Source organism: Allolucifera butyrica (assembly GCF_900476375.1).
Lineage (GTDB): Bacteria > Bacillota > Negativicutes > Sporomusales > UPPP01 > Lucifera > Lucifera butyrica.
Genome location: NZ_UPPP01000056.1, coordinates 95,260 through 118,635, shown reverse-complemented (window position 1 = coordinate 118,635; position 23,376 = coordinate 95,260). Strand labels below are relative to the sequence as shown.

The window sequence follows — 23,376 nt, the reverse complement described above, 5'->3', positions numbered from 1 at the left end:
GTCGGCGGCATTGGGTGAGGGTGAGAATTTGTCTGTTTCTGTTATTCTAACCGCCGTTCCCAGGATTTTTGGCGGGATATGCCAGGCAATGGAGAATAAAGACTATTCCCTGCTGGCAGATTTGGTGGAATATGATTTAATGCCGTTGATTCAAACGGCGCAAACTGTATTAATAGCTGTACAACAACGCTATGCAGAAAGGATTAGCTAGCTTAATGGATGTACTGGAAAATGCATGGGAGAATGAAAATTGGTCCGCATATCGGGAGCGGTATAACAAAAAAGAAATTTTTACCGATAGCAATCAATATGTAGAAATTTTGCCAAGTCGTTCCGGCCTGCCGACGATTCGAATAAAAACAGAGGCGAGCGGGCTGGTTTTTTTGCACAGTTCCGTTGATCCCGTCAAGGAAGCTGCCAGAATTGCCGCCGGTATGGAGGCTAAAGCCGGTACGGCAATTATCGTGTATGGATTGGGTCTGGGATATTTAGCGGAAGCCCTGCTTGAGCGGTTTGAAGAAAAAGTTTCGCTTTTTATTATTGAGCCGGACCGGGCAGTTTTTTGTCAGGCTATGCGGAATCGGGACTTACGTCATGTGTTGTGTTCCGACCGGGTATATATTCAGGTCGGAGGCGCCATCAGGGAAATATGGGATAAGTTTTTCATCTTTTATGATACGGCCCGATATACTGGAGTAGTAATGGCCGGATTACCGGGCTACCAAACTGTTTACGGTGAGCATCACCTTGAGGTAATACGTACCGTGAAGGCTATAGTTGATTCAAAGCTTTTTAATCTGGTTACCATGACCCATTATGGCCCCAATATGATATCCAACGCAATTCTTAATCTATGGGATTATTATAAGCATCCGGGTGTTCGTACTTTATATGGTAAGTTTACCGGTGTTCCAGCGATTATCGTATCGGCCGGACCGTCATTAAATCAAAACATTTCCTTGTTGCGGGAGGCAAAGGGAAAAGCAGTGATCATTGCAGTCGGCACAGCGGCGAAGGCCTTGCAGCAGCATAATATTGTGCCGGACTTTCTGGTTAGCATTGATTCGCATCCATTGAATTACGAACATTTTAAAAATGTTGTAACGGAACAAATTGCGTTAATTGCCGATATGCAGTCCCATCATATGATCTTGAAGACATTTAAAGGGCCGGAATTTGTGGCGGAACGTACGGTTGTTTCAAGTTGGTTAGATGGTATTGTAGAGGATAAAGGGTTTAACGAAAGCGGCGGTTCAGTAGCCAACAGCGCAATGGTAGCCGCCTATAAGATGGGAGCCGCTCCCATAGTTTTTGTCGGTCAGGATTTAGCGTATGCTCACGATGGTCATTCGCATGCTACCGGAACGAATTGGGAAAATAGGGTCTATACTGGGGGGGAAAATCTAAATTATTTTTATGTGAAAGCGAACGATGGCGGGCAAGTGCTTACCGACCGTACATTTAATCAATTCCGGATATTCTTTGAAAATTGGATACGGGAAAAGGGGGACCGTGAGTATATTAATGCCACTGAGGGTGGGGCGTACATTGCCGGAACTAAAGTGATGACTTTACGGGATGTAATTGACCAGTATTGCCGTAAGCCGGTTGAGGTACAAGCGATTATCCGTCAGGCACAGGATTCTTTCTCTGAACCGCCTGTAGCACCATTGACGGAGCGGCTGCAATTGAGACTGAGGGATGCTAAGCGTGCGGGCCTTGCCGCCAAGACGGCGATTAAACGTTTGAATCAACTGGAAACGGCTTGCAAAAAGCAACAAATACCCCTCATGCAGAAATACTTGGGTAGTGTGCGGAAAATATATAAACGGTGTGAACGGGATCAATATATCTGTCCTCTTGCCGAGTGTTTTGATCATTACGATATACATGGAGTTTTTTACCGGACTTACCAGGCAGACTATGCCGGAGATGACGATTTTCGCGCCGCCATTGAGGATTATAAAGTTTATTATGTTGTTCTTAAGGAAGGGGCTGCGATAATTAGAGAACTTATTGAAGTCTGTATTAAAGAAATCGAACAGAATGAGGAGGAAAAAAATGAACCCGTATGACCATTATAAACGCATGCAAGTCGAGACAGCGAGCCAGGGGCGGCTTATTATCATGCTGTATGACGGAGCGTTGAAAAACCTGCATACCGCTCAGGCCAGCATTGCGGCGAAAAATATAGAGCAGGCGCATCGTTCGTTAATTAAGGCGCAAAATATTGTGTCGGAACTTAATAATACGCTGAATATGGAAGCCGGCGGCGAGGTTGCGCAAAATTTACGCAAGCTATACCAGTTTGTCAACCGGCGGCTGGTACAGGCGAATGTCAGTAAGGATACGGCCCTCATTCAGGACGCTATTGATGTATTGTCAACATTAAAAGAAGGCTGGGATGCCATTATTTTAAAAAAACCGGTTGCGACAACATCATAAGTAGGGAGGAATTTGGGTGAACCGGAACGAGGAACTGATCTTAACACATTGCCGGAATCTGCATCGTCTTTCACAAAAACGTTTGATTGCACTGGAAAATGAAGACGTGACGATTTTTAACGATTTATTGATTCAGACCGAAATTGTGGCTAAGTATTTACAGCACGATGGAATGGGTCTTGTAGACAGGCAACAGTCCATAATTGAAGAGTTAAGATTTTTGCTGACGGAAATACAGGCCAATAATCAGCAATGCTGCCGTATTTTGGAGGCACGTTCCGTAAAGACCCGTGAACACATGGTATCCAACCATAATAAAATGCGTCTTCAGTCGACATACCGATTTTAGCCGGAGTTTAACTTTAGCGGTTAGCCTAAAGGAAAGGATTTATGATGAAAGCAAGCGGGAAAAAAATATTAGTGACTGGTGCGGACGGGTTTATCGGGTCGCATCTCACGGAGGCGTTAGTACGCCGGGGATATTCAGTAAAGGCATTTGTTTTATATAATTCTTTTAATTCCTGGGGATGGCTGGATACATTGCCGCAAGACATTAAAAACAGCCTTGAGGTCTTTACCGGCGATATACGCGATCCACATGGCGTGAAAACGGCCATGCAAGGCTGCAATACCGTATTGCACCTGGCAGCTTTGATTGCCATACCGTACTCCTATCATTCGCCGGATACTTATGTGGATACGAATGTAAAAGGAACATTGAATATTTTGCAAGCAGCACGGGAACTCAATGTGGAAAAAATTGTGCATACTTCTACCAGTGAGGTCTATGGAACGGCTCGATTTGTGCCCATTACGGAAGAGCATCCCTTACAGGGACAGTCTCCCTATTCGGCAACGAAAATTGGTGCCGACCAACTGGCTATGTCGTTCCATTATGCTTTTGGCACGCCGGTGACGATTATCCGTCCGTTTAACACCTATGGTCCACGCCAATCAGCACGCGCCGTGATTCCTACTGTGATTACTCAGATTGCCAGTGGCAAGCGGAAAATTAAACTGGGGGCCTTACATCCGACAAGGGATTTTAATTATGTAGTGGACACAGTACGGGGATTTATCGCGGCGGCGGAGTCCGAGACCGCGATAGGTGAAGTAATTAATATTGGCAGCAACTACGAAATATCCATCGGTGAAACGGTGAAACTGATTGCGGAAGTCATGGGAGCAGACATTGAGATTGTAACCGACGAGATAAGACTGCGTCCGGTCAAAAGTGAAGTGGAGCGTTTGTGGGCCGATAATACGAAAGCAAGAAAGCTTCTAACCTGGGAACCGTTGTATGGCGGCAAGGATGGTTTGAAAAAAGGACTGCTCGATACGGTAGCCTGGTTTACCAAAAAAGAAAATTTAGTACATTATAAAGCAGAAATCTATAATTTGTAGAATTAATAAATAAAAGGATGATATTGATGCCTAAAATCTTGCTGGCACTCGTTGGCGGAATTAAGGACCGTAATCGTTTTTCGGCGTTCCTGGACAAACTTGAGCAAGAAGGCTACACAATCCATTTATTCGAAGAAAAGGACCTAAACCAGATTTACTTTGATACGCTAGATGCCGCTGTAAAGAGCATTCAGCAACAATATGAAGATTGTGAATCCATTTCGCTGTTATGCAATAATAAACCGTTTTTATTTGCGTGGTATCATAGTCAGAACGAGAATATCGGCAATTATATATTGTATGTTGAGGCGGCGGTTGAAGCCGGAGAAACCTTGGTAATAAATGATCGGGAGAAGATTCTTGGTTTGAATGATTTTACCGGTCTGGAACATACCCCTGGGCTTAAAGCGATTCAGATTGTTTTCGATGACTGGAAACATGTTATATCCCTGCTGGTGAATTATATTCTATTCATCTGTCCTTACCAACTAGGAGTGGCAGAATCCGTGTCGTATGTCCGTCCGTCAGAAAATCTGGATGATATCATTGAAAATAATTTTTTTCAAGCCCTAGTCTGTCATGTTAATGATAAATATAGTCTACCCGTAGGAATTTCGGCATTAATTCTCGTGCCATTTTTTTACTATAATATAAAAAATCCGGTGGTACTGTATGATTTATTAAATTATGCTATGGAATCCTATCTGTTATTGGAATCATCCCTTAAAAAAAATGCATTGGAATTTACACAAAAGTTATTTTCCTACTTTCCATCACCATGTCAAGGCTGTCTAATGTCTTTAGAATATGCCTTGCCGGGGGATATTGCGGCAATTAGCCTGATTCCGTTTGCCTATCATATAAAAAATTTATCTGTAATACGTGAATTATTAAACCGGGCTGTTAAAGCTTATGCGCTATTGGAGCCATCCTCTAAAAATAGGGCGATAGAGTATATTCATAAATTACTTTCCTGCGTTTCGCCACAATGCCAGATCTCGCTGTTGTCTTTAGCCTATGAAATTACGCGGGAGAAAAAATATATTCTCCGGATGATGGAAAATGAAATTATTCAACAGTTAGACTGTCAGCAAAAAGCCTCCATTTTTTGGAATATAAAAAATCTATTGTTTAGTGATAAATTAACGTTTAATATTGATGAGATAATCATTTTTAGACGCTATTATCAATCTTATGTGGATGGGATTGCTGCCCAGGTTCATTTGCCAAGTAGTCCTAAACCGATACATTTTCGGAATAAAAACCGGATTGTTTTAATTACCAGCCAGCTATTGAAAATTGGACATGCACCTACACGAAATGCATTTGACTATAGCCGTAATCTAAAAAAAATCGGTAAAGAGGTTTTTATTATTAATTCCGCTGATTATATAAAGCAAACTGCATTAGCTTTTTATGATTGGTTTAATGCCGATTTTATAAAGGAATATAGCAATAATAACACTATAGATTTTGAAAATGAAAGGTATCCTTTTTATCAATCAAAATTGAATATGCCTAATTTACAAGATATCCAGAAGATTATTGATTTAGTAAATGAGTTTAATCCGGAGCTTGTTATTTCTGTTGGCGATGCCACATTAACCGCAGACATATGCAGTTATTTTACAACAGTTGTTGCCATCCCGTGTGGTGGAGTTCTGCCGATGTATCCTAAGGACTGTTGGGCTGTTCCAAGAAAATTTTTGCCCAGCGACCGGCAAATTTTTCAGGCTTTTGGGATACCGGAGGAACGGGTTTTCTCCATACATTATACTTTTATGAAGAAGGAAAAGAAACGCCTATCGAGACGCGATTTGAAGCTGCCGCAAGATGCATTTATTCTATGTGTGGTCGGAAACCGTTTGGATTTGGAGGTAACCCCGGATTTTATTGCTCAGCTTGAGCAAATCGTACAGGAGATTCCGGAAGTATATCTTTTATTTATTGGCGGATATCAAAATTATGACAGAATGGCTGAGCAACATAGAATATTGCGGCAAAAATCCGTTTGTCTAGGGTATCGCGGCGATATTCAATCGATTTACCCTCTTTGTAACGCATACCTAAATCCAAAACGGCAAGGCGGGGCCACATCCGGTGCGGAAGCCATGCTGGATGGGCTGCCTGTTATTACGCAAGCCTATGGCGACGTTTATTACCAGCTATGGTTGAAACAGTCTTTTGATACTACCGACGATATCATAATCTTCCTGAAAAAATGCATTCATGATCCAGATTTTTATCTGGATCAAAAAAAGCAGGCGAAATGTCTTGGCAGGAAACTGTTTGACACTGCCGGGATGATGCAAGAGGTCTTAGTAAATATGGAAAAATACTTTTGTAAGCATGAATTTTAATTCACTGATTTGCCTAAAGAAGGGGGATTGCAATTTTGCAGGCCATTATCCGGGAAATGCAAGAGATATGCAGTCTTTATACTAACAACGAACTGTCCATTGGGAAGATCGTTGCGTTGTCTCATAGTAATTTTAAGAAAATCAAAGCAATATATAAAGGCTTAGATTGTGAACAACAAAAAAAGTGTGTTGATTTTTTAGAAGAGGTATTAGAAACAGATGAACCACAGTTATCTATATACCATTCATCTTGCCTTTTAGAAATTACTGAACAAGAAAAGTATTTGCACCAATTAATAACGTTGGCGCTTAGTCCGGAACGAACACTGCAGCAGAAATATTTCATTTACTGGCAATTGATTCATAAGACATTTGTTAAACCGGCATTGTTGTCGGCTACAGTTAAACTTGAGTTATATATGTTTTATAAGCATATATTTCAGGGTTTTAAAAGGCGGCTGGCAGATAATAAACAATGGATTCCGGCAACAGAGAGAAATCGGAATCTGATTGTTCTAATGGCCAATCAACTTTTAAATATCGGTCATGGGCCTACGCGAACAGTAATTGACCGGTATCGTGCATTAAAGAAACTGGGAAAAGAGGTTTATATTATTAATACGGCTGAATTGCCGCGTGCTGCATTACTGCCGGTTTTCGACCCGTCGATAGCAACTCTTGTTGAAAAGTTTAACGAAATAACTACCCAATTTCCATTGTATCAATGCCGGGATATAATGCCGAATGAGCAGGAGATGGCTAAGATTCTTGAATTTATAGCGAGTAATAAACCGGAATTTATTTTTAGCATCGGGGCTCCTAATATCACGGCCGACTTATGCAGCAGTATGGTTCCCGTGGCCACTTTGGCCAATAGCTTTGAATTGCCCGTGACGGAAGGAACCTTTCATCTTCTGCCCCGGGAATTGGGGGAACAAGATAAAGACTTCTTAAAAAAATGTGGCATCGACAGAAAACAAATTATTGAGACGGAGTATACTTACCAATTTGAGCCGCCGGTTTCATTGTGTACCAGACAAGAACTGGGAATACCGGAGGACAATTTTGCAGTGGTTGTTGTCGGCAATCGATTGGATAGTGAGATCACTATGGACTATGCACAGCAAATCCATGAATTTTTAGCCCGCAATCCGGAAACATTTATAAGCTTTATTGGGAAATTTGACAATTTTCCCCGATTTAATGTTCAGTTTATTACGTTTCAGCAGCAAACGAATTATTTAATGTATAGAAAAGACCTGGCGTCAGTATATGATTGTTGTGATGCCTATTTAAATCCACCGCGCTTGGGAGGCGGCTCTTCTGCAGCGGAAGCATTAAGCCGAGGCTTACCCGTTTTTACCTTTCCGTTTGGGGACGTATCTTACACTGCCGGGCAACGATATCATATTCATAGCTTCACTGATATTGAAAAATTTATTGCTAAATGGCGGCAAAAGCCGGAATTCAGGGAGACAGAAAAGCAGGCGGCGAAGGCTCGGGCTGCGGCAATTTCTGATACCGACGGCGTAATGGAGAAAATATTGACTACTATATACAGTTCTGATTTATTCCAATAATCGTTTTTAATCTTTATTTAGTTTGCCAATAGTCAGGGGAGAAAAACCATGCATGAGAATTTTATCGCTACTCCATGGGATGCAACGGTGTTTGGAATCAATACGTTTGAGATTACTGCCTTATCTGAGAGGGCTTTACGGGAAGCTTGTTTGACAACAGGGCATTTTACCATAAAGGTAGATCCACTGTCTTGCAAAAAATTACTTCATAATTATGGATTTTATTATTGCGACACGTTAATAGAACCCCATTGTTCGCAGGATCAACTTGTCAAGTTAAGTCATGATCATATTTTTATTACGCGGGAAGTGAACAGGCAAGAACTTATGAAAATTGCTCACGGCGCCTTTTCACATGGACGATTCCACCGGGATTTTAACATTGACCGGGAACTGGCGGATTTGCGGTATGATAATTGGCTAAACTCACTCTATGAATCCGGTAATGTTTGGGGTTTGTTTTTAAATGACGAGTTAGCCGGCTTTTTCGGCTGTTGTAAAAATAAAATTGTATTACATGCATTAAAGTCAGAAGTTCGGGGTAAAGGTTTGGCTAAGTATTTCTGGAGTATGGCTTGCCAGCAATTATTTCTTGATGGCCATGATGAGATTAGCAGTTCGATATCGGCAGCGAATATGGCAATCCTTAATTTATATTCTTCACTCGGGTTCCATTTTAGAAACCCTTTAGATGTTTATCATAAAATTTCTTATGGTGTATTAAATGAAGAGTTGGGAGCAGAAAAATGATTAATTTTAACCGGCCGCCGTTATACGGAACTGAGTTAAGTTACTTGGCGCAAGTATTAGAAAATCGGAAATTATCCGGGGATGGACCGTTTACCCAAAAGTGTCATTTATGGATGCAGGAAAATTTGCCATGCTCCAAGCTGTTGCTTACCACCTCCTGCACCCATGCGCTTGAAATGGCGGCGATATTATGTGATATACAACCAGGCGATGAAGTGATCATGCCGTCGTATACCTTTGTTTCTACTGCCAATGCCTTTGTATTGCGTGGGGCAAAAATTGTTTTTGTTGATATCCGGCCGGATACGATGAATATTGATGAAACGTTGATTGAACAGGCTATAACCCCCAAAACCAAGGTGATTGTACCGGTGCATTATGCCGGGGTTGCCTGTGATATGGACCGGATTATGAAGATCGCTGCTCAATATAACCTATTGGTTGTTGAAGACGCTGCGCAAGGTTTTTTTAGTAAGTATAAAGGGGAAAATTTAGGGACAATCGGCCATTTAGGCTGTTTTAGTTTTCATGAAACGAAGAATATAAGCTGCGGTGAAGGCGGCGCCTTAGCCGTAAATGATGATAGATTGATTGAACGGGCGGAAATTATCCGGGAAAAGGGTACAAACCGTACAAAGTTTTTTCGGGGCCAAGTCGACAAATATACTTGGGTTGATATTGGCTCTTCCTATCTTCCCAGCGAACTGAACGCCGCCTATTTATATGCTCAGTTAGAGGCGATAGACGCCATTTATCAAGACCGGATGAATAGCTGGAATGAATACCAAAAAAGACTATCTGTTTTAGTACAGGATAAGCGGGTGGAGACGCCGGTAATTCCCGCAGAGTGCGGGCACAATGCCCACATGTTTTATATAAAAGTAAAGAATTTAGAAGAAAGAACGTCATTTATTAAGGCGTTAAGCGAGAAGGGGGTGATGAGTGTTTTTCATTACATTCCGTTACACTCAGCGCCCGGCGCTGTCAATGTATCCCGCTTTTCCGGCAATGACCGCTATACGACGCGGGAAAGTGAACGGTTGGTGCGATTGCCATTGTATTATTCGATGGATAGCGAAGATTTGAACAAGATCATTGAAACAATCATTGAATTTTTTAGATAGGAGGAATAGATACGGTTATGAACTTTATTGTTTATTTTGAACCGTATTTAATACTATGACAGACAATAGTTTTGCAGTTGCGGCAATTATCGACGGATTAAAGCGATGCCTGCCAGCAGGATATAAATCGGTTGGCCTCCACGAACCCTGTTTTGCCGGTAACGAATGGAAATATGTAAAGGATTGTCTGGATACCGGATGGGTTTCTTCCGTTGGTAAATATGTTGATTTATTTGAAAAAAAGTTAGCCGAATATACCGGTGCGAAACGGGCTGTCGCCGTGGTTAACGGGACGGCGGCGCTGCACATCGCGCTTAAGCTGGTGGGTACAGAGCGCGACGATGAGGTCTTAGTACCGGCGCTTACTTTTATTGCTACGACCAATGCGATAACATACTGCGGCGCAGTTCCGCATTTTATCGATAGTGAGGAGCGAACGCTGGGGCTCGACCCGCACAAACTAAATGATTATCTGCGGGAAATCGCTGAAGTACGGTCAGAAGGCTGTTTTAACCGGAAAACCAAACGCCGGATCCGGGCGGTCGTCCCGATGCATACGTTTGGCCATCCGGTGGATTTGGATCCTCTGGCTGAGGTATGCGTCCGATTTAAACTGGATTTGGTCGAAGATGCCGCCGAGTCACTGGGGTCTTTCTATAAAGGCTGCCATACGGGAAATTGGGGCGGACTTTCCACCTTGAGTTTCAATGGGAATAAAACCATAACGACCGGCGGCGGCGGCGCTATTATCACCAATAACGAGGACCTCGGCAAGCTGGCGAAACACATTACAACCACAGCGAAAGTGCCGCATAGGTGGGCTTTTTATCATGACCAAATCGGCTATAATTATCGCCTGCCCAATATTAATGCGGCGTTAGGCTGCGCTCAGATGGAGCAGTTGCCGGACTTTTTAGCGAAGAAAAGAATGTTAGCTGAACGTTATTTCCATGAATTTACCGGTATTCAGGGGGTTCGAGTTTTTAGAGAACCCGAGTTTGCCCGGAGCAATTACTGGTTGAATACCATGGTGCTGGATAAAGAAAACAAAATGTACCGGGACGTCATCCTGGAAGCTGCTAATGATTGTGGCATTGCAACCCGGCCGGCCTGGACACTGATGTACAAACTGCCGATGTTTGAGTCCTGCCCGCGTATGGATGTCAGTGTTGCGGAAGATTTGGAGAAGAGAATTATCAATATTCCAAGTAGTGTTTTTTTATAGAATACTAAAGAAGGAGTAAAAGATGAACGACTATAAGTATGAATGGGATATGTCCTATATAAACAAGGATAATTTTGTTTTTTATCCACACGAAGAGATAATCCGTTTTGTATCAAAATATATACGAAAGCGGGTTGATTTGAATAACTTTAAGGATGTTTGTAACATTGAGAACCCTAAAATGTTAGATGTGGGCTGTGGAATCGGAAGGCATATTATATATGCGGCAGATATGGGAATAGAGGCTTTTGGTATAGATTTGTCAGAGAATGCGATTCGCAAAGCCCGGGAGTGGGCTGCTAAGAGCGGATTAGTTGATAGTGAAAAAAGAATCATACAGGGGGACATTCGGAATCTTCCTTGGACGGAAGAAACTTTTGATTTTGCAATTAGTCATGGAGTCTTAGACAGCATGACTTTTTCTACTGCAAAAGAAGCTGTAAAGGAGATTGCCCGGGTTTTAAAGGAAGGCGGACTGTTTTATTGTGATATTATTTCAGGTGATGATTCGAGCCACTTTCGAGAATATGCCGGAGAAGAACTGGTTAAGGCACCGCACGAGTGCGGAACGATTCAATCCTATTTTAATTTTACGAAGATTAATGAACTAATTCATGGAGTATTTGCTGTTAAAGAGAGCTTTCTTATTAGAAAAGAAAATATTCTGACTGGCCAGTTTACATCAAGATACCATTTAGTTTTAAAGAAAATGTAATTGATTTTCTATACTAATTACTTTAAATTATTAAAGGCGGTTACTTAGATGTATAAAATTTTAACAGAAGCCTCTGGCAGTATGACGGCAGCTTATTTGATTAAAGCCGTTCAAAGCGCCGGCTGTTTAGCCGTCGCTTCGGACATAGATGAAAATTGTGCCGGCCGTTTTTTGGCGGATGATTTCCTTGTTATGCCGGCAGTTCATGATCCCCAGCTGTGGGAAAAGATTACGAAAGCATTGCTTGCCGCTCATATCAATGTGGTGATTCCTTCCCTTGACGAGACTCTGTTGGCGTGGGCGCAACAAAAAGAACGCTTTCGTGAGCTGGGTATTTATGTAATGTTATCGGAACCGGATACGGTCCGGCGGTTTCAAGACAAGTGGCTTGCCTATAATTTTTTCCGGGAGATTGGCGTGCCGACTCCGGCTACGGGTTTGGAACAAAAGTATCCGCTGGTCAAGCCTCGGCATGGCCGGGGTTCCCAAGGCATAAAGATTACGGATAACCCAATTGATATGGACGGTATGATTTCTCAGGAACTGATTGAAGGTGAAGAGTACACGGTTGACGTTTTCTGTGACCGGGATGCAGCGCCGGTTTATATTATTCCCCGCCGGCGAATTGCCGTAAAGGAAGGAAAGTCAACCGGCGGGCAGACCGTATATAATAAAGAAATTATAATGTGGATTCGGAAAATATGCCGGGAAATCCCTTTCCTGGGGCCTGTCAATTTTCAATGTTTTGTTTGCGCCGATGGCAGCGTCCGGTTTATTGAAATCAACCCGCGTATTGCCGGCGGCATGGCGTTGGGTTTTGCGGCTTCAGAGAATTGGGTAAAACTGATGATTCATCATTTTATTCAAGGGGAAGCGATTATCCCCAAGCCGGTACAATATGGTTTGGAGATGAGAAGATATTATGCTGAAGTCTTTATTCCCTCAAGTTGACTGGGATACAATTAAAGCGGTTGGCCTGGATGTGGACGGGACTTTATATGATGAGTTTGAATTCATTGCGCAGGTATATAAACCGATAGCCCAACTGCTGGCAAGGGTCTGCCGGACCGGGGAAAGCGAAGTTTACCAGTCCATGATCCGGCGGTGGCTGGAAAAGGGCAGTTCGTATAACCGCATTTTTGAGGAAATTTTGTCCCGACATTCGGTTAAAGCAGAGGATAGGCCGGGGTCTATAGCGCAGTGCCTTCTGATTTACAGAAACTTCCGGCCCAATTTAGTCTTGCCGTCGCGAATGAAGAGTTTACTGGAATATATACATGGATATTATGAAATATTTATTGTTACCGACGGCTCCTTTGCTTTACAACAGAAGAAGGTGGAAGCACTTCGCTTGAAGCGGTGGGTTAAAAGTGAAAACGTTCTTATTTCCGGGAAATATGGTCCGGAATTCCAAAAACCGGCTACGTTAATTTTAAGTAAGCTGCCGTTGTTGCAAACCGTAAATCCCGACGAGATTGTGTTTTTCGGCGACCGGGAGCAGGACAGGCAATTTGCCGGGAACTCCGGTTTTCATTTTATTAAACTGAAGTATTTTTCTATGTAATGTTAGGCCGAAAGGGGGGGGGATATTGAAAAAACGCAAGATCCTGGGGGTTACCGGTATTCGTTCGGAATATGATATCATGTCGTCCGTCTTTGCGGCGATTCAGAACCATTCCCAGCTGGATTTGGAATTGATCGTTACCGGGGCCCACCTGTCGCAAAATTATGGTTATACCGTGCAGGAGATAAAAAAGGACGGTTTTAAAATTGCTGATGAGATTGAAAGTCTTATCAACAGCGATCGTCTTTCCGCCCGGATTAAGGGACTGGCTATCCAATTGCAAGGCATGATCCAGACGGTTACCCGGCTGCAGCCTGATTTTCTGTTGGTGCTGGGAGACCGGGAAGAATCTATATCCACAGCATTGACCGGCGCCTATATGAATATCCCGGTCGCCCACATTGCCGGAGGAGACCGGGTTGTGGGCAATGTAGATGATCAAGTCCGGCATGCCGTTACGAAGCTGGCTCACGTTCACTTTGTGACCAATCAGGAAAGTTACGAACGGATATTAAAGCTGGGCGAACAGGAATTCCGCTTATTTAATACCGGTAATCCGGGCTTGGACAGGCTGTTAAAGGTGCCCTGTTTATCCCGGACGGAATTATCGGAACGGCTGCAGTTTGAAATTGGGCAGGATGAACCGCTGATTCTTTTGATTCAGCATGTCATTTCTACGGAGACGCAAGCGGCGTATTATCAGATGAAACAGAGTTTAGAAGCGATTAAAAAACTCGGCATTAAGACCATCATCAGCTATCCGAATTCCGATGCCGGCGGGCAACAGTTAATTAAAGCGATTGAGGAATATAAGGAACTCCCGTTTGTTTATGCAGCGCCCAATATACCCCGGCTGGAATTTGTCAATCTTATGCGAATGGCCGGCTGTCTCTTAGGAAATTCGAGCGCCGGAATTTTGGAAGCTCCTTTGCTGAAATTACCGGTTGTTAATGTGGGAAACCGCCAGAAGGGAAGATTGCACGCCGGGAATGTTCAATTTGTTCCTCATGATATTGAGGCGATTTGCCAGGCTGTAAACAAGGCCTTATTTGACCAATCCTACCGTGACCAGGTAGGCCGGTGCATAAACCCGTACGGGGATGGACATGCGGCAGAAAAGATTGCCGGTATATTGGCGGCAATTTCTATTGACGAAAAATTACTGGTAAAGGATATAACGTACTGATGTATAAAAAAATTATCGTGGTTGCTCCCCATCCGGATGACGAAACCCTTGGCTGCGGAGGAACGCTCTTGCGCCACATTCATGACGGGGATGAAGTAACCTGGCTGATTGCCACGGAGATGAAGACTGAGTTGGGATTTTCCCAAGTGCAAATCAATCAAAGACAGGAACAAATTCAGTCTGTGGCTAAGTTTTACGGTTTCCATAGAACGTTAGAGTTAAAGTTTCCTACAACCCGGCTGGATACGATTCCGTTCGGCGACCTTGTTCAAGGCATTAGCGATATATTTCAGGTGGCGCAGCCGGAAGTTATTTATCTGCCTTCTCGCGGCGACGTTCATACGGACCACCGGCTTCTTTTTGACGCTGTTGTATCCTGCACGAAATGGTTCCGCTACCCCTACGTAAAAAGGATATTGGCTTATGAAACTCTTTCGGAAACGGACTTTGGCGTAAATCCTGATTACAATGGCTTTAGGCCGAATGTATATATTAATATTGAAGATTTTATCGCCGCTAAATTAAAGGTTCTAGGATTCTATGCCGGCGAGATGGGAGAATTTCCTTTTCCGCGCAGCGCCGAGGCGATTGCGGCTCTGGCGAAGTTGCGCGGGGTAAGTGCTGGTTTCAAAGCAGCCGAAGCATTTATGCTTATAAAGGAGATCTTATGAAGACTAAGCAAGCTTATATCATAGCAGAAGCGGGAGTGAATCATAACGGCTCCATCGAAATGGCGAAGCGTCTTATTGACGTTGCGGCGGATTGCGGCGCCGATGCGGTAAAGTTTCAGACTTTCCGGGCGGATAAGATAGTCAGCCGGGGGGCTGAGAAGGCTGCCTACCAAAAGCGGACTTCCGGTGCGGAGGAATCTCAGTATACGATGATAAAAAAACTGGAACTGGATGAACGGTCGCATGAAGTATTGCTGGACCATTGCCGGCGGCGGCAAATTCAATTTTTATCGACCCCCTTTGATACGGACAGCCTGAACCTGTTAGCCGATACCTTGGATTTACCGTATATCAAGATTCCCTCGGGCGAGATAACCAATGCGCCGTTCCTGCTGGCGATTGCCCGCACCGGTAAGCCGGTAATCATGTCAACGGGCATGAGCACACTGGGGGAGACCGAACAGGCTTTGGGAATATTGGCTTTTGGTTATCTGGGCGTTGATAATCTTCCGGGACAGGAAGCCTTTGCTCAAGCATATTGTTCGGCAGAGGGGCAGAATATTGTTAGGCAAAAGGTGAGTTTGCTGCATTGTACGACCGAATATCCGGCTCCGTTTGACGAAGTGAATTTACAAGGGATGGATACGCTAAAAGCGGCTTTTCATTTATCCGTAGGGTTCTCCGACCATACTCCGGGTATTGCCGCGGCAATTGGCGCCGTAGCCAGAGGAGCGTCTATTATAGAAAAACATTTTACCCTGGACCGCAATTTGCCGGGGCCGGATCATAAAGCGTCACTGGAACCCGGTGAGCTGAAAGAAATGGTTCAGGCTATCCGTCAGGTCGAACTGGCCATCGGTCAAGGAGCTAAAATACCGGCTCCATCGGAAGCGAAAAATAAAACGGTGGCCAGAAAAAGTCTGGTAGCCGCCCGGCCGATTAAAAAAGGCGAATTGTTTGACGTTGCGAATCTTACGGCTAAACGCCCGGGCACAGGAATTTCACCGTTATACTACTGGGAATGGCTGGGTAAGGCAGCAGACCGGGATTATGTAGAAGATGAGATGATTGGCGTATGAACAAACCGGTTATTATTCTTGGCGCCGGCGGCCATGCGCGCGTTCTGATTGATATGCTGCGGTTACGGTCAGTTGAAATAATCGGAGTGACTGACGCCGACCCAGCCAAAAAAGGGACTCTGATTGCCGGCTTGCCGATGCTTGGTACAGACCAAGTGATTGCCAATTATCAGCCGGAGGAAGTCCGGCTGGTTAACGGCCTGGGTTCCGTGGGCCTGCCAACTCTGCGGAGGCAAATTTTTACTGATTTTAAGAGGAAAGGGTATAGCTTTCTCAATGTGATTCATCCTTCGGCAGTATTGGCGGCCGATATTGCACTGGAAGAGGGAGTGCAGGTCATGGCCGGAGCGGTTGTCCAGCCGGGTTGCCGGATCGGCGCCAATACAATCCTCAATACCGGCGCCATTGTTGACCATGATTGCCGGATTGGCGCCCATGTGCATGTGGCGCCGGGAGTTACCCTGTCGGGAGGAGTCCGGGTCGGTGATGCGGTTCACATTGGTACGGGGGCAATTATTATTCAGGGAATAGATATTGGCCATAACAGTCTAATCGCAGCCGGAGCCGTTGTTGTAAAGAATGTTTCTGCCAACGTCAAAGTTGCGGGAATGCCGGCCAGGGAGGTGCAGTAAAATGATTGACTGGAAACGGATCGCGGTAACGCCAGTGACAACTATTCGGGAAACGTTGCAGATCATTGACTCAGGAGCCATGCAGATCGCTCTGGTTGTGGATACGGAGAATCATTTATTGGGAACCGTGACGGACGGCGATATTCGCCGGGGTATATTGAAAGAAATCCAGCTGGATGAGCCGGTCGAACGGATTATGAATCCGCACCCTACCGTGGCCAGATCGTTTGAACGGCGGGACATTGTGCTGGCGATTATGAAATTAAAGCGGTTGAACCATATTCCGGTGATTGATGACGACGGGCGGATTATTCAAGTTGAAACATTACAGAATTTGATCAACATGGAGGAAAAGGAAAACCTGGTCGTACTCATGGCCGGCGGGTTGGGCAGCCGGCTTCGGCCACTGACGGATGAGTGTCCCAAACCCTTGTTAAAGGTAGGAGGCAAGCCCGTATTAGAGACGATTCTTGAGAATTTCATGGAATACGGCTTTCGAAGATTCTATTTGTCGGTTAATTATCGAGCCGATATGATTCGAGACTATTTCGGTGATGGGTCACGCTGGGGAGTACTTATCGATTATATTCACGAAGATAAACGGCTGGGGACGGCGGGAGCCTTGAGCCTGCTGCCGGAAGCGACGGAACAGCCGCTTTTGGTCATGAATGGCGATTTGCTAACCAAGGTGAATTTTCAACAGTTGATTGACTTCCATAGCATACACCAGGCCCAAGCGACCATGTGCGTGCGCGAATACAACTTTCAGGTGCCCTATGGAGTCGTAAAGATCGAGCAGGACCGCCTTACCGGCATTGATGAAAAGCCGGTAAAACGTTTTTTTGTCAACGCCGGCATTTATGTTCTGGACCCAAAGGTGCTTAGATTCATTCCGCCGGGAGAATTTTTCGATATGCCCAATCTGTTTAAAAAAATCATTGATAATAATGGGGAGACAACGGCATTTCCGATCCGGGAATACTGGATGGATATCGGGCAGATGAATGATTATGAACGGGCTAACGGCGAGTTTGGCGAGGTGTTCGGATGATTGAGAATAAGAGTGTTTTGGCAATCATCCCGGCGCGCGGAGGGTCCAAGGAAATTCCGCGAAAAAATATTGCCGCCGTGGGCGGCAAGCCATTAATCGTCTGGACAATTGAAGCGGCTCAAAAATCTAAATATATTGACCGGCTCATCCTTTCGTCCGATGATGACGAAATTATGACAGCAGCACGGAAATGGGGCTGTGAAGTGCCATTCAAGCGGCCGCCTGAACTGGCCAGGGACGATACGCCGGGCATTGAACCGGTGCTGCATGCTCTTACCAGCTTGCCGGGATATGATTATGTGGTTTTATTGCAGCCCACATCGCCGCTGCGCAGCCCGGAAGACATTGACGGCTGTATAGAATTATGCGTCGGGCATCGGGCGAACGCCTGCGTAACGGTAACCGAACCGGATAAGAGTCCTTACTGGATGTTTTATACGGATAAACAGGGTTTTTTGCAGCCGGTTCTGCCAATGGATACGATCGCAAGCCGGCGGCAGGACCTGCCGTCCGTGTATGCCTTAAATGGAGCGGTTTACGTTGCCCATACGAGTTGGTTATTGAAGAAAAAGAGCTTTTTGACGGCGGAGACATTGGCCTATAAAATGCCCAAAAAACGGTCAATCGATATTGATACGGAGACAGACCTCTTGTTTGTAAGCTTTTTGCTGGCGCAAAAGTGATTAGGAAAGAAAGGGCTAGAATTTATGGATATAAAGCCAAACTGGTGGGAAGAAGAGAATTGGCAGATTTACCGGCAACGCTATCCTGACGGTATTGTTAGCTCCCGGCAGGGAGAAACCGGCGTCACAGTTGAGTTGTTGTCCAGCCGCAGTGGATTGCCTACCATGCGGGTGACTGCCCAAAACGGTCAAGAGGTTTTTCTGCACAGCTCTATGGACCCGGTCCGGGAAGCGCAGCGGGTGGCAGGTAAACTGGAGGCCCAGGCCGGCGTTGCGGTTGTCGTTTATGGTCTGTCGCTTGGATATTTAATTGAAGCGCTGCTGGTGCAATTGGATGAGCGAATTCCCCTGTTTGTGATTGAGCCAGATCAAACCGTGTTTGAACAGGCAATGCGGGAGCGCGATTTACGCGGTATCCTTTCTTCCCAGCGGGTTAATCTTCAGGTTGGCGATTCGGTCATTGAGATGGAAAATAACTTTTTCAATTTTTATGATCCGATCCGTTTTCATAATATTGTACTGACGGGATTACCCGGTCATCAGGAAGTATATAAGGATTTTTATTTGCAGGCCACGCAGGGGATCAAGCGGGTTGTCGATGGAGCCGTTATGGAAATGCAGACCTTAGCTAAAATTGGACCCGATATGGTTTCCAGTACAATACAGAATTTTTATCATTTTTGTACGCAGCCGGGGGTTAACGCCTTATTTGAAAAATTCGCCGGCGTCCCGGCGATTGTAGTCGCCGCCGGCCCGGCCCTCAATCAGAATATTGTGCTGCTGCGGGAAGCAAAAGGAAAGGCTGTGCTAATCGCCGTAGGAACAGCCGTCAAAGCGCTGCAGCAACAGGGGATTGTCCCTGATTTCATTGTCAGTATTGATCCTATGGTTTATAACTATGAGCATTTCAAAGAATACAGCGGCCAGGACGCCGTGCTACTCACCGATATTCAGTCCTATCCGGCTATTCTGCAAGCTTTTCGCGGCCCCATTTTTGTGGCCGCGAACCAGTCCTTTATTCTAAGCTGGCCCGATGGCGTTGTGGAAGATAAAGGAGACCTGGAAACGGGCGGGACGGCGGCGCACAGCGCTATGACAGCAGCTTACAAAATGGGAGCCAATCCGATTGTTTTTGTCGGTCAGGATTTGGCTTTTGCTTCTGATGGCAGTACCCATGCAGCCGGGACAAATTATGGCGAAGCCGGAAATAAAATCTATAAGGACGGAGATAATGCCGGTTTTTTGTATGTCAAGGCCAATCAAGGCGAACAAGTACTAACCAGTCGTTTGTTTAATCAGTACCGTTTATTTTTTGAAAAATGGGTGCAGGTAAAGAACGATCGCCTTTATATTAATGCTACGGAAGGCGGCGCCCTGATTGAAGGAATGCAGGTCATGACCCTGCGGGAAGTATTGGATAGCCACTGCCAGCGAGAAGTTGACGTTCGGCCGGTGATTTCTCAGTCTCGACAAGATTTTTATAAGCTGCCCATTAAGCAGGTTCTTGCCATTCTTAAGCAACGTCTGGCGGACGCCAATCAGGTTGTCGCGGATACGAAGTCCGCCCTCAACCGCTTAAAGAAGCTGCAGCAAGCTTATCAGGAGAAAGACTTCGCGAAAGTAAACCAATATGCGCTCAACATTGATGAAATTTTCCGCCGGTTGGAACAGGAGCCCTATATCTGTCCGGCAGTCAAACTGATTGAGCAGCATTTTCTGCATCAGATTCTGCGGCGGCGGTATGAGGCACTATATGCTGAAGATAACGATGTGCCGGCGGCCATTGCCGACTATCGTCTTTATTATGAAAAAGTTAGGGAAGCTGCACAACGGATTAAAGAATTCATTGAACAGTCCATTGCCTACATTCAGAACGAAAAAATATGATAGATGACTCTTGGCAATAAAATGAAAGTTGCAGATGAGGTGCTGATATGTTTTCTGGAATGGCGGTTTTAATTACGGGAGGGACAGGTTCCTTTGGCCGGGAATGTATCAAAACGATTTTGCGGCAGTACCGGCCGGCCAGATTGATTGTTTTTTCCCGGGATGAACTGAAACAGTATGAAATGCAGCAGATATTTACCGACTCCTGCATGCGCTTTTTTCTGGGTGATGTCCGGGATGAGCCGCGATTGTCACAGGCAATGCGCGGGGTGGATTATATCATTCACACAGCCGCACTGAAGCAGGTGCCGGCGGCGGAGTACAACCCGATGGAATGCATCAAAACCAACATTCGCGGGGCGGAGAATGTAATCAAGGCCGCCCTGGAAAACAACGTGAGGCAGGTCATCGCGTTGTCGACGGATAAAGCGGCCAACCCGATTAACTTGTATGGAGCGACGAAATTGGTTTCGGACAAACTATTCGTTGCCGCCAATAATATGGCCGGGGGACACCGGACCCGGTTTTCCGTGGTGCGTTATGGCAATGTCATGGGTTCCCGGGGATCGGTTATTCCTTTTTTTAAAAAGCTGGTGGCGGAGGGCGCCCGGGAAATACCGATAACGGACGAGCGAATGACCCGGTTTTGGATTTCATTGCCGCAAGGTGTGGATTTTGTGTTAAAGTCCTTTAGCCGGATGCAGGGCGGAGAAATTTTTGTGCCCAAGATTCCTTCCAGCCGGATCGTTGATTTGGCCAAAGCGGTTGCCCCCGAGTTGCCGACCAAGATTATCGGCATCCGTCCCGGCGAAAAACTGCATGAAGTGATGTGCCCGGCGGATGATTCGCATTTGACCCTCGAATTTGAGGATCATTACGTAATCCGTCCATCTATTACTTTTTTTGCGCCGGTCAATTATGATGTCAACCGCTTAGGGGAGAAAGGTCAGCCGGTCGAACCGGGCTTTGAGTATAATTCCGGCACCAATCCTCACTTTTTGACGGTGGAAGAATTGCGGGGGCTGATTGAATGAAGCCAATACCATATGGTCATCAGGATATTAACGAGGCAGATATCCAGGCCGTTATGGCCGTGTTAGCATCGGACTGGATTACCCAAGGGCCGGCGATTGAAAAATTCGAACAAACCGTTGCCCAATATTGCGGTGCCCGGTATGCGGTGGCAGTGAATAGCGCAACTTCGGCCCTGCATATCGCCTGTATGGCGGCAGGCTTAAAGAGGGGCGAGTGGCTGTGGACATCCCCCAATACGTTTGTTGCTTCGGCAAACTGCGGGCGGTACTGCGGCGCTGCCGTCGATTTTGCCGATATTGATAACCGAACATACAATATAAGCGTGACGCGTCTGGCGGAAAAACTGAAGCGGGCAAAGCGGGAGAACCGGCTGCCGAAAGTGGTTGTACCGGTTCATTTTGCCGGCCAGTCCTGTGAAATGGAGCCGATTCAGCGCTTGGCGGCTGAATACGGGTTTCTCCTGCTGGAAGACGCTTCGCATGCAATCGGTGGAACCTATCAGGGCCAAAAGGTCGGTTCCTGCCGGTTTGCCGATATGACGGTATTTAGTTTTCATCCGGTGAAAATTATTACCACCGCCGAAGGCGGCATGGTTTTAACTAACCGCCAGGACCTCTATGAAAGGCTTATACGACTTCGCAGCCATGGAATTACCCGCCAGGCGGAGCTGATGTCGGAAAATCAAGGTCCCTGGTATTATCAGCAAATTGAACTGGGTTTTAATTATCGCCTTACCGACCTGCAGGCGGCGCTAGGAATTAGCCAAATGGAGCGAATCGATGAGTTTGTGGCCAAGCGGCGGGCGATTGCGGCAAAATATGACCGGGAATTAAAAAATCTGCCCCTGATTTTACCCTGGCAGCATCCGGACAGCCTGTCGGCGTATCATTTATATGTGGTCCAACTGGCTCCTGTCTATCAGCGGAAAAGCCGCCGGCAAGTTTTTGAGGAACTGCGGGCCTCCGGAATTGGAGTAAACGTCCATTATATTCCGGTCCATACCCAGCCTTATTACCGGCAGTTCGGGTTTAAGTACGGCGATTTTCCGGTGGCCGAAGCCTATTATAATTCAGCCGTCAGCATTCCCTTATATGCAGCTATGACGGCGGAACAGCAAGACTATGTGATTAGCACGTTAACAGAAATTTTACAGTGAACTCGGAGGGGTACTCCAAGTTGTAAAACTGTACGGGAAAGGAGTGCTAAGTTTGAAAACGGTCATAATTGTACAGGCCCGGATGACATCTACCCGGTTGCCGGGTAAGATTCTGAAGGAAGTTTTGGGCAAACCATTACTGGAATATCAGATTGAGCGGCTCCGGCGTATCAAAAATGCCGATGAAATTGTCATTGCCACGACAACCAACGATACGGATCAGCCCGTTGTTGATTTATGTGAGCAGCTTTCCGTTGCTTATTTTCGTGGTTCGGAAGAAGATGTGCTAGCCAGGTATTATGGAACCGCCGTCAAATTCCAGGCAGACATTGTAGTACGGATTACGTCGGACTGTCCGTTGATTGATCCGGCGGTTTGCGATGAAGGTATAAGATGGTTTTTGCAGCATCTCCATAAATGTGATTATTTGCGGTTGGAAAAGTGCCCCCGAGGGTTGGATATCGAAATTTGCCCGTTCAAGGTATTGGAGGAGTGCTTTCGGGAAGCTGCGGAGCAACCGGACCGGGAACATGTTACAACTTTTATTTATAAAAGGCATCCTGAACGGTACAGGATCAAGTATCTGAATTTTATCGAAGATTTAAGCCATCATCGATGGACAGTGGATACACCGGAGGATTTTGAATTAATAAAGAGGATTATTGAACAATTATATCCAGTTAAGTCGGAGTTTAATTTTGTCGATATATTAGATGTAATGGAGAAAAATCCGGAGTGGCATTATATCAATGCGGAAATACAACAGAAAAGGTATGGAGAATAAAAGCTAGAATTGAATTTTAATCCACGTTGGATTATTGAGTAAAAT

23 protein-coding genes are annotated in these 23,376 nt (G+C 45.4%); all 23 read left to right on the top strand.

All coding sequences use genetic code 11. The features are described from left to right. The coding region (locus LUCIF_RS03745; protein ID WP_207856926.1) for a DUF8042 domain-containing protein at positions 1 to 211 on the top strand (211 nt) is incomplete at its 5' end. A 4-nt stretch (positions 212 to 215) separates the two neighbouring features. Then, positions 216 to 2,075: a motility associated factor glycosyltransferase family protein gene (locus tag LUCIF_RS03740; protein ID WP_122626536.1), complete on the top strand. Its 1,860-nt coding sequence runs from the start codon at positions 216 to 218 to the stop codon at positions 2,073 to 2,075. Next, positions 2,062 to 2,445 (top strand): flagellar export chaperone FliS, encoded by a 384-nt coding sequence (fliS, locus tag LUCIF_RS03735; protein ID WP_122626535.1) that lies wholly within the window; start codon positions 2,062 to 2,064, stop codon positions 2,443 to 2,445. Before LUCIF_RS03740 ends, fliS begins: the two co-directional genes overlap by 14 nt. 16 nt (positions 2,446 to 2,461) lie before the next feature. Then, positions 2,462 to 2,794, top strand: a complete 333-nt coding sequence (locus LUCIF_RS03730; RefSeq protein WP_122626534.1) for a hypothetical protein — start codon at positions 2,462 to 2,464, stop codon at positions 2,792 to 2,794. 41 nt (positions 2,795 to 2,835) lie between these two features. Further along, positions 2,836 to 3,849, top strand: coding sequence for an NAD-dependent 4,6-dehydratase LegB (locus LUCIF_RS03725; protein WP_279386943.1), 1,014 nt, complete (start codon positions 2,836 to 2,838; stop codon positions 3,847 to 3,849). A gap of 365 nt (positions 3,850 to 4,214) precedes the next feature. After that, positions 4,215 to 6,209 (top strand): glycosyltransferase family protein, encoded by a 1,995-nt coding sequence (locus LUCIF_RS03720; RefSeq protein ID WP_126720568.1) that lies wholly within the window; start codon positions 4,215 to 4,217, stop codon positions 6,207 to 6,209. 35 nt (positions 6,210 to 6,244) lie between these two features. Next, positions 6,245 to 7,789 carry a glycosyltransferase family protein gene (locus tag LUCIF_RS03715; protein WP_122626532.1) on the top strand — a complete coding sequence of 515 codons (1,545 nt, stop codon included), beginning with the start codon at positions 6,245 to 6,247 and terminating at the stop codon, positions 7,787 to 7,789. A gap of 48 nt (positions 7,790 to 7,837) precedes the next feature. Then, positions 7,838 to 8,539 carry a GNAT family N-acetyltransferase gene (locus LUCIF_RS03710; protein WP_122626531.1) on the top strand — a complete coding sequence of 234 codons (702 nt, stop codon included), beginning with the start codon at positions 7,838 to 7,840 and terminating at the stop codon, positions 8,537 to 8,539. Continuing rightward, entirely contained in the window at positions 8,536 to 9,663 is a 1,128-nt protein-coding gene (gene rffA, locus LUCIF_RS03705; RefSeq protein ID WP_122626530.1) for a dTDP-4-amino-4,6-dideoxygalactose transaminase, read from the top strand. The genes LUCIF_RS03710 and rffA overlap by 4 nt, the downstream gene beginning before the upstream one ends. A 55-nt stretch (positions 9,664 to 9,718) precedes the next feature. After that, positions 9,719 to 10,888: a LegC family aminotransferase gene (locus LUCIF_RS03700; RefSeq protein ID WP_122626529.1), complete on the top strand. Its 1,170-nt coding sequence runs from the start codon at positions 9,719 to 9,721 to the stop codon at positions 10,886 to 10,888. A 22-nt stretch (positions 10,889 to 10,910) separates the two neighbouring features. After that, positions 10,911 to 11,603 carry a class I SAM-dependent methyltransferase gene (locus LUCIF_RS03695; RefSeq protein WP_122626528.1) on the top strand — a complete coding sequence of 231 codons (693 nt, stop codon included), beginning with the start codon at positions 10,911 to 10,913 and terminating at the stop codon, positions 11,601 to 11,603. 48 nt (positions 11,604 to 11,651) lie between these two features. After that, positions 11,652 to 12,554, top strand: a complete 903-nt coding sequence (locus tag LUCIF_RS03690; protein WP_122626527.1) for an ATP-grasp domain-containing protein — start codon at positions 11,652 to 11,654, stop codon at positions 12,552 to 12,554. Continuing rightward, complete coding sequence (locus tag LUCIF_RS03685) at positions 12,526 to 13,167, top strand: HAD family hydrolase (protein ID WP_122626526.1); 642 nt, start codon at positions 12,526 to 12,528, stop codon at positions 13,165 to 13,167. Before LUCIF_RS03690 ends, LUCIF_RS03685 begins: the two co-directional genes overlap by 29 nt. A 25-nt stretch (positions 13,168 to 13,192) precedes the next feature. Then, positions 13,193 to 14,353, top strand: coding sequence for a UDP-N-acetylglucosamine 2-epimerase (gene neuC / locus LUCIF_RS03680; protein WP_122626525.1), 1,161 nt, complete (start codon positions 13,193 to 13,195; stop codon positions 14,351 to 14,353). Next, complete coding sequence (locus tag LUCIF_RS03675; RefSeq protein ID WP_122626524.1) at positions 14,353 to 15,024, top strand: PIG-L deacetylase family protein; 672 nt, start codon at positions 14,353 to 14,355, stop codon at positions 15,022 to 15,024. Before neuC ends, LUCIF_RS03675 begins: the two co-directional genes overlap by 1 nt. After that, positions 15,021 to 16,103 carry an N-acetylneuraminate synthase gene (gene neuB / locus LUCIF_RS03670; protein WP_122626523.1) on the top strand — a complete coding sequence of 361 codons (1,083 nt, stop codon included), beginning with the start codon at positions 15,021 to 15,023 and terminating at the stop codon, positions 16,101 to 16,103. The genes LUCIF_RS03675 and neuB overlap by 4 nt, the downstream gene beginning before the upstream one ends. Continuing rightward, positions 16,100 to 16,735 (top strand): acetyltransferase, encoded by a 636-nt coding sequence (locus LUCIF_RS03665; protein WP_122626522.1) that lies wholly within the window; start codon positions 16,100 to 16,102, stop codon positions 16,733 to 16,735. The genes neuB and LUCIF_RS03665 overlap by 4 nt, the downstream gene beginning before the upstream one ends. A 1-nt stretch (position 16,736) precedes the next feature. Then, complete coding sequence (locus LUCIF_RS03660) at positions 16,737 to 17,786, top strand: nucleotidyltransferase family protein (protein ID WP_122626521.1); 1,050 nt, start codon at positions 16,737 to 16,739, stop codon at positions 17,784 to 17,786. After that, a complete protein-coding gene (locus LUCIF_RS03655) occupies positions 17,783 to 18,469 on the top strand; it encodes an acylneuraminate cytidylyltransferase family protein (RefSeq protein WP_122626520.1) in 687 nt (228 codons plus the stop codon). Before LUCIF_RS03660 ends, LUCIF_RS03655 begins: the two co-directional genes overlap by 4 nt. A 24-nt stretch (positions 18,470 to 18,493) precedes the next feature. Further along, a complete protein-coding gene (locus LUCIF_RS03650) occupies positions 18,494 to 20,356 on the top strand; it encodes a motility associated factor glycosyltransferase family protein (RefSeq protein WP_122626519.1) in 1,863 nt (620 codons plus the stop codon). 47 nt (positions 20,357 to 20,403) lie between these two features. Next, complete coding sequence (gene pseB, locus LUCIF_RS03645; protein WP_122626518.1) at positions 20,404 to 21,390, top strand: UDP-N-acetylglucosamine 4,6-dehydratase (inverting); 987 nt, start codon at positions 20,404 to 20,406, stop codon at positions 21,388 to 21,390. Next, positions 21,387 to 22,547, top strand: coding sequence for a UDP-4-amino-4,6-dideoxy-N-acetyl-beta-L-altrosamine transaminase (pseC, locus tag LUCIF_RS03640; protein ID WP_122626517.1), 1,161 nt, complete (start codon positions 21,387 to 21,389; stop codon positions 22,545 to 22,547). Before pseB ends, pseC begins: the two co-directional genes overlap by 4 nt. Before the next feature lie 52 nt (positions 22,548 to 22,599). Beyond that, positions 22,600 to 23,331 (top strand): cytidylyltransferase domain-containing protein, encoded by a 732-nt coding sequence (locus LUCIF_RS03635; protein WP_122626516.1) that lies wholly within the window; start codon positions 22,600 to 22,602, stop codon positions 23,329 to 23,331. The last annotated feature ends 45 nt before the right edge of the window (positions 23,332 to 23,376 follow it).

What these genes read in the sequence shown, in the direction of transcription:
- pseB (WP_122626518.1), top strand. Translation starts at nt 20,404, where the DNA reads ATGTTTTCTGGAATGGCGGTTTTAATTACGGGAGGGACAGGTTCCTTT.
- LUCIF_RS03725 (WP_279386943.1), top strand. Translation starts at nt 2,836, where the DNA reads ATGATGAAAGCAAGCGGGAAAAAAATATTAGTGACTGGTGCGGACGGG.
- LUCIF_RS03740 (WP_122626536.1), top strand. Translation starts at nt 216, where the DNA reads ATGGATGTACTGGAAAATGCATGGGAGAATGAAAATTGGTCCGCATAT.
- LUCIF_RS03685 (WP_122626526.1), top strand. Translation starts at nt 12,526, where the DNA reads ATGCTGAAGTCTTTATTCCCTCAAGTTGACTGGGATACAATTAAAGCG.
- LUCIF_RS03710 (WP_122626531.1), top strand. Translation starts at nt 7,838, where the DNA reads ATGCATGAGAATTTTATCGCTACTCCATGGGATGCAACGGTGTTTGGA.
- neuB (WP_122626523.1), top strand. Translation starts at nt 15,021, where the DNA reads ATGAAGACTAAGCAAGCTTATATCATAGCAGAAGCGGGAGTGAATCAT.
- LUCIF_RS03660 (WP_122626521.1), top strand. Translation starts at nt 16,737, where the DNA reads ATGATTGACTGGAAACGGATCGCGGTAACGCCAGTGACAACTATTCGG.
- LUCIF_RS03650 (WP_122626519.1), top strand. Translation starts at nt 18,494, where the DNA reads ATGGATATAAAGCCAAACTGGTGGGAAGAAGAGAATTGGCAGATTTAC.
- pseC (WP_122626517.1), top strand. Translation starts at nt 21,387, where the DNA reads ATGAAGCCAATACCATATGGTCATCAGGATATTAACGAGGCAGATATC.
- LUCIF_RS03655 (WP_122626520.1), top strand. Translation starts at nt 17,783, where the DNA reads ATGATTGAGAATAAGAGTGTTTTGGCAATCATCCCGGCGCGCGGAGGG.
- LUCIF_RS03690 (WP_122626527.1), top strand. Translation starts at nt 11,652, where the DNA reads ATGTATAAAATTTTAACAGAAGCCTCTGGCAGTATGACGGCAGCTTAT.
- LUCIF_RS03695 (WP_122626528.1), top strand. Translation starts at nt 10,911, where the DNA reads ATGAACGACTATAAGTATGAATGGGATATGTCCTATATAAACAAGGAT.
- LUCIF_RS03700 (WP_122626529.1), top strand. Translation starts at nt 9,719, where the DNA reads ATGACAGACAATAGTTTTGCAGTTGCGGCAATTATCGACGGATTAAAG.
- LUCIF_RS03665 (WP_122626522.1), top strand. Translation starts at nt 16,100, where the DNA reads ATGAACAAACCGGTTATTATTCTTGGCGCCGGCGGCCATGCGCGCGTT.
- rffA (WP_122626530.1), top strand. Translation starts at nt 8,536, where the DNA reads ATGATTAATTTTAACCGGCCGCCGTTATACGGAACTGAGTTAAGTTAC.
- LUCIF_RS03675 (WP_122626524.1), top strand. Translation starts at nt 14,353, where the DNA reads ATGTATAAAAAAATTATCGTGGTTGCTCCCCATCCGGATGACGAAACC.
- fliS (WP_122626535.1), top strand. Translation starts at nt 2,062, where the DNA reads ATGAACCCGTATGACCATTATAAACGCATGCAAGTCGAGACAGCGAGC.